This is a genomic window from Streptococcus panodentis, assembly GCF_017884005.1.
In the GTDB taxonomy this organism is placed as follows: Bacteria; Bacillota; Bacilli; order Lactobacillales; family Streptococcaceae; genus Streptococcus; species Streptococcus panodentis.
The window spans coordinates 17,287-32,696 of sequence record NZ_QFAY01000002.1; the positions used below are offsets into that span (position 1 = coordinate 17,287).

General features: G+C 48.3%; 15 protein-coding genes. 11 read left to right on the top strand and 4 right to left on the bottom strand.

The features are described 5' to 3' along the window. The first annotated feature begins 4 nt into the window (after positions 1 to 4). The 5 genes from DHL47_RS01090 (at position 5) to DHL47_RS01110 (ending at position 5,023) form a co-directional block, all read left to right on the top strand. Positions 5 to 835: a Cof-type HAD-IIB family hydrolase gene (locus DHL47_RS01090; protein ID WP_209550610.1), complete on the top strand. Its 831-nt coding sequence runs from the start codon at positions 5 to 7 to the stop codon at positions 833 to 835. Further along, entirely contained in the window at positions 835 to 1,467 is a 633-nt protein-coding gene (locus tag DHL47_RS01095; RefSeq protein WP_128834565.1) for an SGNH/GDSL hydrolase family protein, read from the top strand. Before DHL47_RS01090 ends, DHL47_RS01095 begins: the two co-directional genes overlap by 1 nt. A 121-nt stretch (positions 1,468 to 1,588) precedes the next feature. Further along, on the top strand, positions 1,589 to 2,470 hold the full coding sequence (locus tag DHL47_RS01100; protein WP_209550611.1) for a helix-turn-helix domain-containing protein: 882 nt from the start codon (positions 1,589 to 1,591) through the stop codon (positions 2,468 to 2,470). A gap of 572 nt (positions 2,471 to 3,042) precedes the next feature. Continuing rightward, on the top strand, positions 3,043 to 3,495 hold the full coding sequence (locus DHL47_RS01105; protein WP_209550612.1) for a MarR family winged helix-turn-helix transcriptional regulator: 453 nt from the start codon (positions 3,043 to 3,045) through the stop codon (positions 3,493 to 3,495). Positions 3,496 to 3,883: 388 nt separating this feature from the next. Then, positions 3,884 to 5,023 (top strand): ABC transporter substrate-binding protein, encoded by a 1,140-nt coding sequence (locus DHL47_RS01110; RefSeq protein WP_209550613.1) that lies wholly within the window; start codon positions 3,884 to 3,886, stop codon positions 5,021 to 5,023. Between the two features lie 293 nt (positions 5,024 to 5,316). Here DHL47_RS01110 and DHL47_RS01115 read toward each other — a convergent pair whose 3' ends face one another. From DHL47_RS01115 to DHL47_RS01130, 4 genes are all read right to left on the bottom strand, one after another. Continuing rightward, on the bottom strand, positions 5,317 to 6,192 hold the full coding sequence (locus tag DHL47_RS01115) for a cysteine ABC transporter substrate-binding protein (protein ID WP_209550614.1): 876 nt from the start codon (positions 6,190 to 6,192) through the stop codon (positions 5,317 to 5,319). A gap of 200 nt (positions 6,193 to 6,392) precedes the next feature. After that, entirely contained in the window at positions 6,393 to 7,142 is a 750-nt protein-coding gene (locus DHL47_RS01120) for an amino acid ABC transporter ATP-binding protein (RefSeq protein ID WP_128834553.1), read from the bottom strand. Positions 7,143 to 7,150: 8 nt separating this feature from the next. Next, positions 7,151 to 7,828: an amino acid ABC transporter permease gene (locus DHL47_RS01125; RefSeq protein WP_209550615.1), complete on the bottom strand. Its 678-nt coding sequence runs from the start codon at positions 7,826 to 7,828 to the stop codon at positions 7,151 to 7,153. Continuing rightward, entirely contained in the window at positions 7,788 to 8,468 is a 681-nt protein-coding gene (locus DHL47_RS01130; protein ID WP_128834548.1) for an amino acid ABC transporter permease, read from the bottom strand. The genes DHL47_RS01125 and DHL47_RS01130 overlap by 41 nt, the downstream gene beginning before the upstream one ends. 258 nt (positions 8,469 to 8,726) lie before the next feature. Here DHL47_RS01130 and DHL47_RS01135 point away from each other — a divergent pair, with 258 nt between their 5' ends. From DHL47_RS01135 to DHL47_RS01160, 6 genes are all read left to right on the top strand, one after another. Next, positions 8,727 to 10,166, top strand: coding sequence for a 6-phospho-beta-glucosidase (locus tag DHL47_RS01135; protein ID WP_209550616.1), 1,440 nt, complete (start codon positions 8,727 to 8,729; stop codon positions 10,164 to 10,166). 337 nt (positions 10,167 to 10,503) lie between these two features. Beyond that, a complete protein-coding gene (locus DHL47_RS01140; protein WP_209550699.1) occupies positions 10,504 to 11,181 on the top strand; it encodes a response regulator transcription factor in 678 nt (225 codons plus the stop codon). 2 nt (positions 11,182 to 11,183) lie between these two features. Next, positions 11,184 to 12,056, top strand: coding sequence for a sensor histidine kinase (locus DHL47_RS01145; protein ID WP_209550617.1), 873 nt, complete (start codon positions 11,184 to 11,186; stop codon positions 12,054 to 12,056). A 44-nt stretch (positions 12,057 to 12,100) separates the two neighbouring features. Next, positions 12,101 to 13,081, top strand: coding sequence for a Fic family protein (locus tag DHL47_RS01150; RefSeq protein WP_209550618.1), 981 nt, complete (start codon positions 12,101 to 12,103; stop codon positions 13,079 to 13,081). A gap of 418 nt (positions 13,082 to 13,499) precedes the next feature. Next, positions 13,500 to 14,318, top strand: a complete 819-nt coding sequence (locus DHL47_RS01155; RefSeq protein WP_209550619.1) for a CPBP family intramembrane glutamic endopeptidase — start codon at positions 13,500 to 13,502, stop codon at positions 14,316 to 14,318. Next, complete coding sequence (locus DHL47_RS01160) at positions 14,311 to 15,141, top strand: CPBP family intramembrane glutamic endopeptidase (RefSeq protein ID WP_209550620.1); 831 nt, start codon at positions 14,311 to 14,313, stop codon at positions 15,139 to 15,141. Before DHL47_RS01155 ends, DHL47_RS01160 begins: the two co-directional genes overlap by 8 nt. The last annotated feature ends 269 nt before the right edge of the window (positions 15,142 to 15,410 follow it).

Sequence of the window (15,410 nt, forward strand, 5' to 3'; positions counted from 1 at the left end):
AAGCATGGCAGTAAAACTGATTGCGACAGATATGGACGGGACCCTGCTGGGTCAAAACGGTCAGCTGGACCTGCCGCGCCTGACTGCGGCGATAGACCGGCTGGAGGAGCGGCAGATTCGCTTTGTGATTGCGACTGGCAATGAAATGCCTCGTATGCGCCTGCTCTTGGGAGATCTGACCGAGCGGTTGACGCTGGTCGTAGCCAATGGCGCCCGGATTTTCCATAAAAATCAACTGATTGCAGGCAGTTTTTGGGCGCCTGAGCTGGTCGACGAGAGTCTGGAATACTTTGCCGGCCGGGAGCAGGAGCTTCATCTGGTGGTGACGACCTCCCAGGGCGGCTTTGTGCAGGAGGGAACCCAGTTTCCCCTGATCGAAAAGGTCATGACCAAGGACATGGCCCAGCTTTTTTACCGGCGGATGCACTTTCTGCCCCGTCTGCAGGAGCACGCTTTTACGGATGTTCTCAAAATGAGTATGATGGTAGAGGAAACAGCGGCAGCTGAGCAGACCCGGCGGATCAACCGGCACTTTGCCGGCCGTCTGTCTGCTGTCACCAGCGGCTATGGCGCTATTGATATCCTCCAAAGCGGTGTCCACAAGGCCTGGGGCCTCAGGCAGCTGATGCAGCGCTGGGGCATTCAGGCAGAGGAGATTATGGCCTTCGGCGACAGTGAAAATGACTTGGAAATGCTGGAGCTGGCAGGGATTTCCTATGCCATGGCCAATGGCGAGGACAAGGTCAAGCAGGCGGCCCAGCATATGGCGCCGGCCAATAGTCAGGCTGGCGTGCTGCAGGTGCTGGAAAGCTTTTTAGAAGAAGGAGAAAGATAATGGCAGTTCAGTTATTGGAAGAGTGGCTGCTCAAGGAGCAGGCCAAAATCCGGACCAACTATCGGGAGCTTAATGCCATCTCGGTCAGGGAACCGGACATCATTTTTATAGGAGATTCGATTGTCGAGTATTACCCTCTGCAGGAGCTGCTGCAGACCTCCAAAGCACTGGTCAACCGCGGTATTCGCGGCTACAAGTCCGACCTGCTCCTGCAGCATCTGGATGCTCATCTCTTTGGCTCTGCGCTGGACAAGATTTTTCTTCTTATCGGCACCAATGATATTGGCAAGGAAATGCCGCAGGCAGATACGCTGGCCAATGTGGAGGCTATTATTCAGGAAATATCGAGGAGCTACCCGCTGGCTCAGCTCCAGCTGCTGTCCGTCCTGCCGGTCAATGAGTCCGACAGCTACAAGGGGACGGTTTATGTCCGCACCAATGCCAAGATTCAGGCCCTCAATCAAGGCTACCGTGACTTGGCCGCAGCCTATATGAATGTCCAGTATCTCAATGTCTACGATGTCTTTCTGGACAGTCAGGGCCAGCTGCGTCAGGATTTCACCAGCGATGGAGTGCATCTGACCATAGCCGGCTACGCCGCCCTGTCAAAAGTTTTGCAGGGGTATTTATAGATTCTGCAAGGAAAAATGTAATATAAATAAAATGCAAATTTAAAATAAGTCATCGAATGCTATTATTTTGGTCATGGTCTTATGCTATTCTGGAAAAAACAGAAACAGTAAGGGGAAGACCATGCAAAATTTGATGGAGTTAGGGGAGCTTTATAAAGAGCTGAGAATGGCCAGAGGGCTGAAATTAAAGGATGTAGCCAGTGACAATCTTTCTATTTCTCAGCTCTCCAAGTTTGAAAACGGCCAGTCCATGCTGTCGGCTGATAAGCTTTTTGTAGCTATTGAAGGCATTAATATGACCCTGATGGAGTTTGGACATGCCTTTAATAACTATGAAGACAGGGCTTTTTTCAAGCTGGGAGATCAGATTGCGCAGCTGCATGCAAGGCAGGATATTGAGGGCCTGAAAAGGCTTTTAAAGGTGCTTGAAAGCAAGGAAGACAAAAAGGTCTATGATAATCTGAACCTGCTGATTGTCAAGGAAAACATCCACTTTTTAGACAGGAGTTTTGAGATAAAAAAAGAGGAAGTGGAGTTTCTGACCAGCTATCTTTATGGGATTGATGAGTGGACAGAGTATGAGATTTTTCTTTTTGGCAATACCCTGTCCCTGCTGTCCAACAGTGACTTAGTGTTCTTGGGCAAGGAGTTTGTCAAGCGGGACAAGTTTTACCGCTCTATTCCGACCCACCAAACTGCTGCTAAGCTAACCTTATCCAACCTGATTTTTGTGCTGATTGAGCGCAGAGAATTCGACTATGTCACCTATTTTTTGGATATTTTAGAGGATTCTGTGGATTATGAGGACATGCTGATTATTACTTTTTTGAATTTCTTTAAATTGCTGCTGACCTATATCAAATCCGGTCAGTTTGAGGAGCTGCTGCAGATAAAAGAGTATATCGCCATGGTCAGAAAGCTGGGAAATAGCCAATTAGCCCAGCATCTGGAAGCCAACTTGGAGCCCTTTATACAGGTATCTACTTGCCCTCGCTCTAATTGAAATGCTTGGATTTTCTTTGCGTATGATTGTCTGAACAAGAGAAAACCGCCCTTTGCCGGACGGTTTTTTTAGAATCAGCTCATTTTAGCCAAATGGCCGAATAAAGACAAAGCCTTGATTGGGATTGAAAATAGACAATAAGAACATGGATTTCACCTCCTGACAATCAGTGTAATGTTTAGCTTAAAAATGACCGAATAAAAAGGGCCGAATAAAGATAAAAGCCAAAGGAAAAACTGCGACAGAAGAGACGAATGTCAACATAAAGATTACCTCCAACATGTTTTCCTCCCCTATTGTAACATTGAAAAATGGGAAAATGCTGTTTTCTCAAATAAGAAAATAGTCGACAATAATTCTCTTATATGAGAAAGAGCAGCAGCCCGGTCGTCAGCTGCTCTTTTGGATGTCCGGTGGGACAGACTCCCATGATGGCTGCATCCTCACCCGCAGAGGGAGGCAGCTTTTGGAAAATACCGCATAAAAAGGGGGCATTTGCTCTTGACAAACATTCTAAATGGCATTACAATGGTTTAAAGTTCCAAATCGGATTTATAACAAAGGAGAATGCCATGCGTCAGGAATTTAGAAGTTTAATGAAGTCGGTCAATCGTGTAGAATTTGTCTTTGAGGCCATTCAAAAGTCTTTGGGAGAAAAAGGAAAGCTGGGCTGGCTCTTTTATGTGCTGGACGATGGGCAAGCCCACAGCCAAAAGCAGCTGTCAAAGGATTGGATGATTCCCCGCTCTACATTGAATGCCATTGTAAAGAAGGCAGAAGAGGAGGGCTTTGTCGAACTGCGGTCAGTCCCTAAGACGCGGCGGGAGCTGGAAATCCTTCTTACAGAGAAGGGCAAGGCAGCGGCTGATGAACTCCTGCAGCCCTATATAGAGCTTGAGGATCAGGCCCTGGCTGAGACGGCTGAGAAATACTCTCATCATTTTGTAGAGGTGTTTGACTATTTTTCAAAAAATTTGGAGCAAAAGATTATTCAGGGCATCATGGAGCAGGAGCGGGATTTTTAATACCGCCTTTTTCTTTTCCCAATTTTCAGCAGAAGAAGACGTCTGTCCTGAAAACGGCAATTGAAGGCCAAAAGTAAGGAAGAAAAAAGTGAGTTCAAATCGTTGACAGTCTTTCACACTTGGTTTATAATTCTCTTATAAATTCTAACAAGAATTTTAAACAAAAAGAAGAGCTGCATTTCTTAGCGTTTAGCTACAAGGAACTGCTCAATGAAGATCGAAATCAGAACCTGCAGATGAGGCTTCCGCTGGGAAGTATCAACAAACTCCGGCGGAGGTTTTGATTTTTGAAAAGCATTGCCCGGCTCTTCAGTCTGTCGTCCGTCACTCTGCCGGCTGCAAACCCGCTCCGGCCTCTGCAAAAAGAAAAGATTAGAAAAGAGAATAGATGAAATTCACTAAAAAAACAATGGCCGCTTCGCTGCTGGCCCTCACTGCTGTAACGGTCCTTGCTGCCTGCAGCACTGCTAAAAAAGATGACAAAGCCGCTTCTGATAAGGGAGTGGCTGTCGAGACCAAGAGTCTGGATACCCTGTACCAGGAGGCGCTGAAAGAAGGCGGAACGGTCGTCTACTATGCCGGCGGAGATACTGCAGAGCAAAATGACGATACAAAAGCCGCTTTTGAAAAGAAATTCCCCGGTATGAAGCTGGAAGTAGTCACAGACTACAGCAAGGTCCATGACGGCCGTCTGGAATACCAAATGGCCACCGATAATGTCGTGGCCGATGTTGTTCAGCTTCAAACCCTGAATGATTTCACCTACTGGAAGAAGCAGGGCAAACTGCTGGAATACAAGCCTGCAGCCTGGGATAAAATCTATAAAGATTTCAAGGATCCAGACGGTGCCTGGGTTGGCGGCTATGTCTTGGCCTTTGGAAATGTAGTCAATAGCAAGGCTTTGGGCAGCATTCCTGAGCCTAAGACAGGGCAGGACCTGCTCAATCCAGAGCTCAAAGGCAAGATGATTTCCACTTATCCGAATGATGATGATGCCGTACTCTTCTGGTACAAGCAGATGATTGACAAGCATGGATGGGGCTGGATGGAAAATCTCATGAAGCAAGATCCTAAGTTTGTCCGCGGTACACAAGAGCCGGGTGACAAGGTTGCTGCAGGAGATTATGCGGTTACTTTGGGAACAGCCGGTCTGCTGGATGCCTCTGCTGAGTCTCATCTGGCCATCCCGGAAAAAGACGGTTTTGTGGCCTGGGCACAGCGGATGGCTATCCTGAAAGATGCCAAACATCCAGCGGGTGCAAAATTATTTGAAAACTGGCTATTAGACAAGGAAACTCAGGAAAATAATATCTTCCAGTGGAGTGTCCGGACGGATGTGACGCCTGCCGGTGTCAAGCCTATCTGGGAATATAAAAATGCCAACATGAAAGAATTTGTAGACTTCATGGAAGACCGGGCTGAAGTAGAACGCTTCAAAGCTCAGATCCGCCTCTTTGTCGGGGATGTGCAGGGGGCTTCATCAGCCGGTGAACGCGGTCTGACGCCGACTACCCGTCAGCCACAATAAAGAATCCCTGCCAGCGGCAGCAAAATGCCAGCCTCTTTGAGTCGGTGGATGGAGCTTCCGCTAGGAAGTGTCAGGCTGCTCTCACAGTCCTTCCGGATTGTTGGAGCAAGGCGGCGCTGACATGGTTTGAAGAGATTTCGAAGAGTAACAATTCGGGGCCGGAGAAGACAGGGGATTGCGCTTTTAGATCAGTCTGTTGACCTTTGCGTCATCCTGTTCCGGCAATAAAGAAGAACTCTAACATCAAAAGCCTCGGATTAGCTGTTCCGAGGCTTTTGATGTTAGAGCTGGGACTAGTTCACTTCTCCGCCTTCAACGACTAAGTCATCTGCCTTGGCAGCGTCGCCGTAAGTTGGGTGGAGGGTTTCTTCGTAGGCCTTGTGGAAGAAGTTTTCCTGGCCGAGTTTCTTGATTTCATCGTTGATGTAGTTGAGCAGCTCGGTATTGCCTTTCTGCACAGCTGGGGCGATGGTGTCGGGATCCCCCAGAGAGGTAATGCCGACTTCAAAGCCCTTGTTTTCCAGCGCCCAGGCTAGGACCTCGGTATTGTCCGTAGAAAAAGCATCGCCGCGGCCGTCCAGCAGGGCTTGGTAAGCATCGCTGTACTGGTCGTACTTCTGCAGCTTGATCTTTGGATAGTTCTTTTCAAAGTAGGTCTCAGCTGTAGTTCCCTTGGTGATGATCAGGGTCTTGCCCTCCAGCTGCTCAGGCTTGGTGATGACAGCATTCTTTGGCGACACGACTCCGAGAGAGACCTTCATATAAGGCAGGGCAAAGTCGACTTGTTTTTTCCGCTCGTCAGTGACGGTGAAGTTGGCCAGAGTGATGTCGACCTTGTTGGAAATCAGGTATTCAGCCCGGTTGGCGGCATCTACCGGCACATACTCCGGCTTAACGCCTAGGTCCTTGGCCAGCTGGTCGCCCAGATAAATGTCATAGCCTTGGTAGTGGCCGTCGTTGTCCACATAGCCAAAAGGCTTCTTGTCGCTGAAAACTGCGATACGGAGCTTGCCGCTTTTTTTGATCTCCTCCAGGCTGCGGGCCTTGACTGTTTTGCTGGAAGTTGCGTCTTTATTAGCAGCATCCTTTTTGCCGGAGCTGCCGCAGGCCACTAAGAAGAAGGCCAGAGTAAGGGTTGTCAAAGCAAAGATTGTTTTAGATAATTTCATAAGAGACTCCTTGATAAGATATGAGGGCGTGAAGAAAAGGCGGAAAAAGTAGGAAATCGGCCGCCGAAGCGGCTGCTTCAAAGCAGCATCGTCTTTTTTTTCAAAGTTTTCAGCCCGAATGCAGTTGATAAGATATGAGCGTGAAGGAAAGGCAGAAAGATCCAGAGGCAGCAGCATCGGTGACGAGGGGCGAATGCCTGTCAGCCCAGATGGCTGAAGTCAAAGACATTGAGAAATTCCTGAGCCCGCTGGGTCTTGGGCTGGCTGAAAAATTGCTGGGCGGTATTTTCCTCAAGGATCCTGCCTTGGTCCATGAAGATGATCCGGTCAGCAATGGCATGGGCAAACTGCATTTCGTGGGTCACGATCAGCATGGTCCGTCCTTCCTCTGCCAGATCATGGATGAGTTCCAGCACTTCGCGGACCATTTCGGGGTCGAGCGAAGCAGTCACTTCATCAAAAAGGATGATTTCCGGATGCATGAGGAGGGAGCGGATGATGGCCACCCGCTGCTTCTGGCCGCCGGACAGCTGACGGGCAAAGCTGTGCTTCTTATCAGCCAGGCCAACCCGCTCCAGCAGGCTTTCGGCTTCCCTGATGACCTCGTCCTTTTTGCGACCCTGCGCCTTGACGGGTCCAAGGGTCAGGTTTTGCAGGACATCCAGATGGGGAAATAGTTCGTAACTCTGAAAGACCATGCCAATCTTTTGCCGAACCAGATGAAAATCCTTTTGCGGGCTGAGGATGGACTGGCCGTCCAGCAAAATATCGCCGGACTGGATGCTTTCCAGACCGTTGATACAGCGCAGCAGGGTTGATTTTCCGCAGCCGGATGAGCCCAGAATGACCACCACCTCACCTTTTTGGACAGAGAGAGACAGCCCTTTGAGAATGGCATGGCTGCCGAAAGACTTGTGAATGTCCTGTAATTCTAAAATGATGTCCGACATGGTGTCCGTTACTCCTTCCAGATGGTTTCCAAATAAGAGGACAGCTTGGAAATGGGAAAGCAGACTGCGAAGTAAAGCAGCAGAATGCAGCCATAGATCCAAAAAGCAGCAGAAGGGATGGACAGGCGATTGCTGTCAATAATCTGCTGGCCGACCTTGACGACCTCGATGACTCCGATGAGGACAATCAGCGAAGTGGTCTTAATCATCCGTGTAATCAAGTTTATCGCTTGGGGCAGGAGCCGCCGCAGCACCTGCGGGATGATGATGTAGAGATAGAGCTGCCGCTGGGACAGTCCCAGTGCCTGACCGCTCTCAAACTGATGCTTGGGCAGAGAAGTGATAGCTCCCCGCACCAAGTCTCCCATCTCCGCCGTTCCCCAAAGGGAGAAGACGATGATGGCTGACAGCTCACCAGAGATATTGATGTCAAAATTTCTGGCGAGGCCGAAGTAGACCAGAAAGAGCAGGACCAGCTGAGGCATGACGCGGATAAACTCCAGATAGGCTCTGGACAGGAAGCGCACGGCCTTTGAGCGGGAGGTCATGATGATGCCAAAAAGGGTCCCTAGGATAAGAGAAATGATGACAGAGAGGATGGAAATGCCTATGGTGACACCCAGTCCCTGTAAGGTACGTAAGAAGTTATTCCCCTGAAAGAGAACCTGAATGCCCGAATCCTGCACGGCGCAGCCTCCTTTCTATCCAGCTGAAGCCAAGTGAGATTGGCAGCAAAATCAAGAGATAAGCAATAACCAGCATGAGCAGGGCTGTATCGGTCTCGTAGTAGAGGCCGATCAGGTCCTTGGCCACAAACATGAGGTCTGCCAAGGCAACGGCTGAAAAGACCGAGGTTTCCTTGATCAGAAAGATGACATTGGCGCTGAAAGAGGGCAGGGCAATGGCTGCAGCCTGAGGCAGGATGACATAGCAGAAGACCTGTGCCGGCCGCAGGCCGATAGAGAGACCCACTTCTCTCTGTGTCTGGCTGACGGCCTCAAGCCCGCTTCGGAAAGACTCCGCCATGTAAGAGCCGCCCAGAAAGATCAGGCCGACCGTTGCGCAAACCTCAGAGGACAGGACGATGCCGATGCGCGGCAGCCCAAAGTAGAGGAAGAACAGCTGCAGCAGCAACGGTGTATTGCGGGAAAACTCGATATAGGCCGTGGCCAGCTGTCTCAAGACCGGAATCTTGTAAAAGCGAATCAGACTGACCAGAAATCCGACAGCAATCGAGCCCAAAATCCCCCAAAAGGCGATGACCATGGTCAGGATAAAGGCTTCTTGATAGAGGGGATAGTAATCACTGACGACGTCCCAATTCACGGCGCTCACTCCTTCAACACTTGATGTTCCTAGTTTAGCATAGATAACAGACCTTTAGTAATATGTATTTTTTATCGCACTGATAAGGAAAATCTATCGCAGCTTTACAAAAGAATGGCAGGCCGGAAACTTGATTTTCTCACCTGAGCGGCTGGATGGCAAAAGAATAGTATCGTTTTTTCGCAGGATATTAGAAGTTTATCTGCTGATTGTTTGTTATAATATAAGAAAGCGTTTGATTTATAAGGAGGCAAAAAGATGACTGAAAAACTGACTTTTCCAGATGGATTTCTCTGGGGCGGGGCGACCGCTGCCAACCAGTGCGAAGGGGCTTATGATGCGGACGGCCGCGGTCTGGCCAATGTGGATGTAGTACCGACTGGCGAGGATCGTTTGGCAATCATTACCGGAAAGAAAAAAATGGTTGACTTCGAGGACGGCTATTTCTATCCGGCTAAGGAGTCTATCGACATGTACCATCGTTTCAAAGAAGATATTGCTCTCTTTGGTGAAATGGGTTTCAAGACCTATCGGCTGTCCATTGCCTGGAGCCGGATTTTCCCTAAGGGGGATGAGCTGGAGCCCAATGAAGCGGGGCTGCAGTTCTATGAAGATCTTTTCAAGGAATGCCACAAGTACGGCATTGAGCCTCTGGTGACCATCACCCACTTTGACTGTCCCATGCACTTGATTGAAGAATATGGCGGCTGGCGCAGCCGTAAGATGCTGGAATTTTACGAGCGGCTCTGCCGGACGCTTTTCACCCGCTACAAGGGCTTGGTCAAGTACTGGCTGACCTTCAATGAGATCAACATGATCCTCCATGCGCCCTTCATGGGAGCGGGCCTCTGCTTTGAAGAGGGGGAAAATGAGGAACAGGTCAAGTATCAGGCAGCCCATCATGAGCTGGTCGCATCAGCTATTGCCACCAAGCTGGCCCATGAGATTGACCCCGAAAACAAGGTCGGCTGTATGCTGGCGGCAGGTCAGTATTATCCTAATACCGCTCACCCGGCTGACTACTGGGCTGCCATGCAGGAGGACCGGGAGAGCTACTTCTTTATCGACGTACAGGCGCGCGGCGAGTACCCTAACTATGCCAAGAAAAAATGGGAGCGTGAGGGCATTGAGCTGGACATGACTGAGGAAGACTTGGAACTGCTGAAAACCTACACGGTGGACTTCATTTCCTTCTCATACTACTCTAGCCGAGTGGCTTCGGGCGACCCTAAGGTCAATGAGCTGACCGAGGGCAATATCTTTGCTTCTCTCAAGAACCCTTATTTGGAGGCCTCTGAGTGGGGCTGGCAGATTGATCCTCTGGGCTTACGCATTACGCTTAATACCATCTGGGATCGCTATCAAAAGCCTATGTTTATCGTGGAGAATGGTCTGGGCGCAGTGGACACTCCGTATGAAAATGGCTATGTGGCTGATGACTACCGGATTGACTACTTGGCGGCCCATGTCAAGGCCATGCGGGAGGCTATCAATGAAGACGGCGTGGTGCTTTGGGGCTACACGACCTGGGGCTGTATCGACCTAGTATCAGCCGGCACTGGCGAGATGAAGAAGCGCTATGGCTTTATCTACGTGGACCGGGACAATGAAGGAAATGGAACGCTGGCCCGTTCCAAGAAGAAATCCTTTGACTGGTATAAAGAAGTCATCGCGACTAACGGGGCTTCAGTAAAATAAAACAGCAAAAGCGGCCAGTCGGCCGCTTTTTGAGTGTTTTATAAAGGCAACTTATCCGAAAATAGCATAGCTGATGGTTCGGAAGAGGATTCTAAAGATGAGGCTGAACATGCGGGGCTCCTTTCTGAGCGAGGCAGGCGATTTTATGGCCTGTCGGAGATTTTTCTTAACTTTAGTATACCGGGCAAATTTCAAATATTTATCAAGCAATTCTCAAATATTTCTAAAGTTTTTGAAATCTACGTCTTTCGATTGGAAATAGGCTCGGTCTTTCATTGACTTAACCTGCCATCCTTGCTACACTAGTGGTAGGAAATTTGTCAGGATGGGACTAGCTATGGCCAATATTTTATTAATCGAAGACAATAGTGATATTCATGAAATTCTAAAAGATCTTTTTCAGAAGGAACACACGGTTTATTCCGCCTATTCGGGGACAGAGGGGCTGGTGCTTTTTGGGCGGGAAAAGATTGATTTGGTGCTTTTGGACATCATGCTGCCGGGCAAGAACGGCGATGAAGTTCTGCGGGAGATCCGCAAGGACAGTCAGGTGCCGGTGGTCATGCTGACGGCGCTGGGGGAAAAGGCTCTGGTCAGCCAGTACCTGCTGGACGGGGCCAATGACTATATCGTCAAACCCTTTAATCTGGACGAGGTCTCTGCCCGCGTGACCGTGCAGCTGCGCAGCCAGCAGCCGCCGGAAATACAGGAAAGCGTGCGGAGCTTTAAAAATATCCTCCTGCAGCCGGACCGCTTTGAGGTCTTCTGCGGCCAGAAGAGTGTCCGCCTGAGCCGGCGGGAGTATCAAATCTTCCAGCTTTTGCTGGATCATCCTAAGAAGATTTTCACCAAGGAAGAGCTCTTTGAGCAAGTCTGGGAGGAGCTCTATATGACGGGAGACAATACCCTCAATACCCACCTCAGCAACCTCCGCAAGAAGCTGGCCCAGCTTGATCCTGAGACAGACTATATCGAAACCATCTGGGGGCTGGGCGTGCGGCTCAAGGAGGACTGACCATGATTTGGACGATTTTAGCTTTGCTCCTCGCTTTGGGCCTGCTGGTCCAGCTCATCCGCTATCGCTCGGCCATCCGCGGTCTGACCAGGCAGATAGCAGAGAAACGCCAGTCTGGCAGCCAGCTGCGCCTGACTTCCAGGGACCATTCGGCCAGTCTGGTAGAGCTGACCGATGAGGCAGAGCGGCTCTTTGCAGAGATTGACAAGACGGCCTTTGTGGCCCAGCAGGAAAAGAAGACGCTGGATATGGCTATCAGTAATATCGCCCATGATATCCGCACTCCTCTGACCATTGCCAGCGGCTACACCCAGCAGCTGCTGAAGGATGATAGTCAGGAAAGTCAGCAATTAGTCAAAATTGCAGATAGTCTGGGAATGGTGTCCAAACGGCTGGAAGCCTTGATGGAGTATCGCCGGCTGATGGAGGGAGCCATACGGGCCAATGTCCAGCCGACAGACATATCCCAGCTGGTAACCCAGCAGCTTTTTACTTATTATGACGCCTTTCAGAAAGCCCAGATTGACCTGCAGGTAGAGCTGGCTGAAGGTCTAGAGTTAGAGACAGACCCAGAAATTCTAGAGCGCATTGTCCAAAATATGATAAGCAATGTCCTCAAGCATGGCCGTAAGGCTGCCAGCATTTCTCTGAAAAAAGAGGGCGAGCATTGTATCTTTACCGTCAAAAATATCGTCCAACAGCCTATCCAATATCTGGATAAGCTGACCAATCGCTTTTACTCAGAAAACCTATCCAGCAGCGAGGAGTCTTCTGGTCTGGGGCTTTACATCACCCAGCAGTTAGTCGAAATCCTAGGCGGGGACTTGACAATGAAAGCCGAGGACGACTGGTTTGAACTGGTTGTGACTTTGTAGAGGATAGTGTATGATGAGTGAAAATACTTTTTTAAAGGAGTGAAATGCAACCGAATTATCGTATTACAGAGAAGATATTAAACCTAGTTCAGAAAATATCTGAACTGACGACTCAACTTTCGATTGAAAAACGTAAGCTGTATTTGCGGAAGGAAAACCGAATCCGATCTATTCAATCATCACTTGCTATTGAGAATAATAGCTTATCACTAGAACAGGTAACGGACATCATTGAAGGCAGGCGTGTACTTGGTCCGTTAAAAGATATTCATGAGGTGCAAAATGCCTATGAAGCCTATGAGCGAGTGTTCAGGCTCAACCCTTATAGTCTGGATGATTTTCTCCTAGCACATGGCTTGCTGACTAAGGATTTAGTCAAGCGGTCGGGACAGTTTCGGCTAGGGGATGTTGGAGTCTATGATGGCGAGGGGAGAGTAGTTCATGTTGGGGCTAGACCACAGTTTGTCCCCAATTTGGTCAAGGATTTATTCAAATGGGCAGAGCAAAGCGAGGTCTCGGCCATTGTTAAGTCCTGTATCGTTCACTTTGAGTTAGAGATTATTCACCCTTTTGAAGATGGTAATGGGCGAATGGGACGTCTATGGCAGAGTCTGATTCTCAGTCAATGGAATCCAATTTTTGAATGGCTACCAGTAGAATCAGTTATTTATGCTCATCAGCAGGGGTATTATGATGCCTTGACCATCAGCAATGATACCAATGACTCTACAGTATTTACCGAGTTTATGTTGCAGGCCATACTAGAAACACTAGAAGAATACCAAGAAAAAGCAGATGAAGATGCAGACAGGATACTTCACAAGACATTAAAGCCAAGAGAGTTAGAAATTTATCAGCTGATAAAAGCTTACTTGGAGGAACATTCACAAATAGCTAATGCAAAAGTACAAGAGATTACAGGATTAAGCGAGGCTACAACCCGTAGATATTTGAATATATTTGTAGAATTCGGTCTTCTGAAAACAAGTGGAACAACGCGGGATAGGGTCTATCAGTTAGCTTAAAAATCCGCTCAAAATCCGCTCAAAATCCGCTCAAAATCCGCTCATAAACCTCAGCCAATTTTCGAATTGGCTGAGGTTTATTTTTAGATTAAATCAAAGAAAGATATGATAAATATGCCTTTTTGTTTTGTGATCTGAAAAGCAAGTCATCTCAGCGAGGTCATTTTACCAGTCAAAGTGAAAAATCAGTCAACTGCTCTAAACCCTTGATATAACTGACTTGCAACCGGCAGTTGACAGAGATTCCAAGTCCAGTAGCTGGAAAAGCAACTGGTTTTTTGCTTCATTCCATGTCCAGTCGCTAGAAAGGCAACTGGATTTTTTGTTACTCTGGGAGCAGAACTTAAGCCTTTGATTTTTGAAAGATTGAGTCACTGTCAAAAGACTTAAGTTAAATTTAAAGGAGGAAAAATCTCTTATGACACAAGAAACAACTCTTAAACCAGAACCAAAACTCATCTGGCCTTTCCTGGCCTGGAACTTTGGCTGGACCTGGGGCTTTTGGCTGCTGGCCATTGTCCTCAAAAACATCTGGCCAGGAAATCCGCCTACAGCCTATTTGGTCCTTGAAGTCTCTCTGAACACCCTTGGTTTCTTCGGGCCGTTGCTGGCCAGTCTGATTGTACTAAAAAAGAAAGATTTCAAGGCTATCTGGTCCTTTATTTTCTCAAGTCGTAAAGGAACTTGGCCCTACCTTCTCATCTTTGGCGGCGGTCTGACAGTGACCTTTGCTTTGGCCTCTGGAGGCCGGCTAATGGACGGTGCCTTAGCTACATTGCCGTGGTTTTTTGTCTATAATACTATCCTGGGCGGCGGCCTTGAGGAGCCGGGCTGGCGTGGTTTCCTGCAGCCAGCCTTGGAGAAAAAATTTTCCTTTCCGCTAGCCAGTGCCATTACGGGTATCATCTGGTCCAGCTGGCATCTCCCCCTCTGGTTCTATGATCGCTTTCAGGATCGAAGCCAGCAGCCTTTCCTGATTTTTATGCTCACCTGTATTGTCTGGTCCATCTGCCTTGCCACACTCTACAAGAAGACCCAGTCTCTTATCTTTTGTAATCTCTTCCACGCCCTGCTCAACACTCTTTTCGTGGTTTTTATTGGCATAGGCCAAGCGGTGAATTATTTTGACTTCTCGCAGGCCAATCTTCTCTTTTTACTTGGCGGGGTGGCCGTTTTGACCCTTTACAGCATCTATCTCTGGTATCAGACGGATAGGGAGGAAATCACTCATGACTAAAGAAACAATCATCAAACCACAAGCAAAACTAATCTGGCCTTTCCTGGCCTGGAATTTCGGCTGGACCTGGGGCTTTTTGCTGACGGCCATCCTGCTCAAAAATCTCTGGCTGGAAAATCCTCCGACAGCCTACCTAGTATTTGAAGGTATCGTGGCCAGTCTGGCCTTTTTCGGCCCGCTAGTAGCCAGTCTGATTGTGCTCAAAGTGAAAGGTTTTAATGCTATCTTTTCCTTTATCTTCTCAGGCAGGAAGGGAACTTGGCTCTACCTGCTCATCTTTAGCGGGGGGATGGCCGCGACTTTCGCTTTGGCTGCTGGCGGCAGAATAGAGGGCAGTATTTTGGCTGGATTTGTCGGATCTTTTCTCTACCTTACGATTATGGCAGGCGGCATTGAAGAGCCGGGCTGGCGGGGTTTCCTGCAGCCGGCCTTGGAGCAAAAGTTTTCTTTTCCTCTGGCCAGTGCCATTACCGGTATCATCTGGGCCGTCTGGCATCTGCCTCTTTGGTTCTATGACCGAGTTGCCGACCGAAGCCAGGACCCCTTTCTGATTTATATGGTTTTCTGCATCATCTTATCCGTCTGGCTGGCCGCATTGTATAAGAAGACCAAATCGGTCATCGCCTGTGATATTTTTCATGCACTCTATGACATCCTTGTCGCTCTCTTTATTGGTATTAGTCAAGCTTATAACCTTGATTTTTCTCAAGCCAATCCCCTCTTTTTCCTTGGCGGCATTGCCGTTTTGACCCTTTACAGCATCTATCTCTGGTACCGGACTGATAAGGAGGAGAAATACCTGTCTGATGGTAACAAAGAATAGTAACGATCAGATTTTATTTCTCATTCTTTAGAAATATTTTAGAATTGCTTGAGAAATATTTGAAATTTAACCCTTATAATAAAAGGAAAGAAGTGTTAGACAGAAAGGAAACCGCCTATGCTTAAAATTTTGTGCAAAATTGTTTTTAGAAGCCTTGCTTTTGCTATAAATGATTAGGATAAATTGCTTAAAATCCTCGCTTTTACTATAATTTGTTAGGGAAAATGCTGTAGAATCCCACTTTCACTATAATGGATTGGGAAAAAGGA

Bases quoted from the DNA above. Each gene is read 5' to 3' on its own strand.
- DHL47_RS01090 (WP_209550610.1), top strand. From the start codon at position 5: ATGGCAGTAAAACTGATTGCGACAGATATGGACGGGACCCTGCTGGGT.
- DHL47_RS01095 (WP_128834565.1), top strand. From the start codon at position 835: ATGGCAGTTCAGTTATTGGAAGAGTGGCTGCTCAAGGAGCAGGCCAAA.
- DHL47_RS01100 (WP_209550611.1), top strand. From the start codon at position 1,589: ATGCAAAATTTGATGGAGTTAGGGGAGCTTTATAAAGAGCTGAGAATG.
- DHL47_RS01105 (WP_209550612.1), top strand. From the start codon at position 3,043: ATGCGTCAGGAATTTAGAAGTTTAATGAAGTCGGTCAATCGTGTAGAA.
- DHL47_RS01110 (WP_209550613.1), top strand. From the start codon at position 3,884: ATGAAATTCACTAAAAAAACAATGGCCGCTTCGCTGCTGGCCCTCACT.
- DHL47_RS01115 (WP_209550614.1), bottom strand. From the start codon at position 6,192: ATGAAATTATCTAAAACAATCTTTGCTTTGACAACCCTTACTCTGGCC.
- DHL47_RS01120 (WP_128834553.1), bottom strand. From the start codon at position 7,142: ATGTCGGACATCATTTTAGAATTACAGGACATTCACAAGTCTTTCGGC.
- DHL47_RS01135 (WP_209550616.1), top strand. From the start codon at position 8,727: ATGACTGAAAAACTGACTTTTCCAGATGGATTTCTCTGGGGCGGGGCG.
- DHL47_RS01140 (WP_209550699.1), top strand. From the start codon at position 10,504: ATGGCCAATATTTTATTAATCGAAGACAATAGTGATATTCATGAAATT.
- DHL47_RS01145 (WP_209550617.1), top strand. From the start codon at position 11,184: ATGATTTGGACGATTTTAGCTTTGCTCCTCGCTTTGGGCCTGCTGGTC.
- DHL47_RS01150 (WP_209550618.1), top strand. From the start codon at position 12,101: ATGCAACCGAATTATCGTATTACAGAGAAGATATTAAACCTAGTTCAG.
- DHL47_RS01155 (WP_209550619.1), top strand. From the start codon at position 13,500: ATGACACAAGAAACAACTCTTAAACCAGAACCAAAACTCATCTGGCCT.
- DHL47_RS01160 (WP_209550620.1), top strand. From the start codon at position 14,311: ATGACTAAAGAAACAATCATCAAACCACAAGCAAAACTAATCTGGCCT.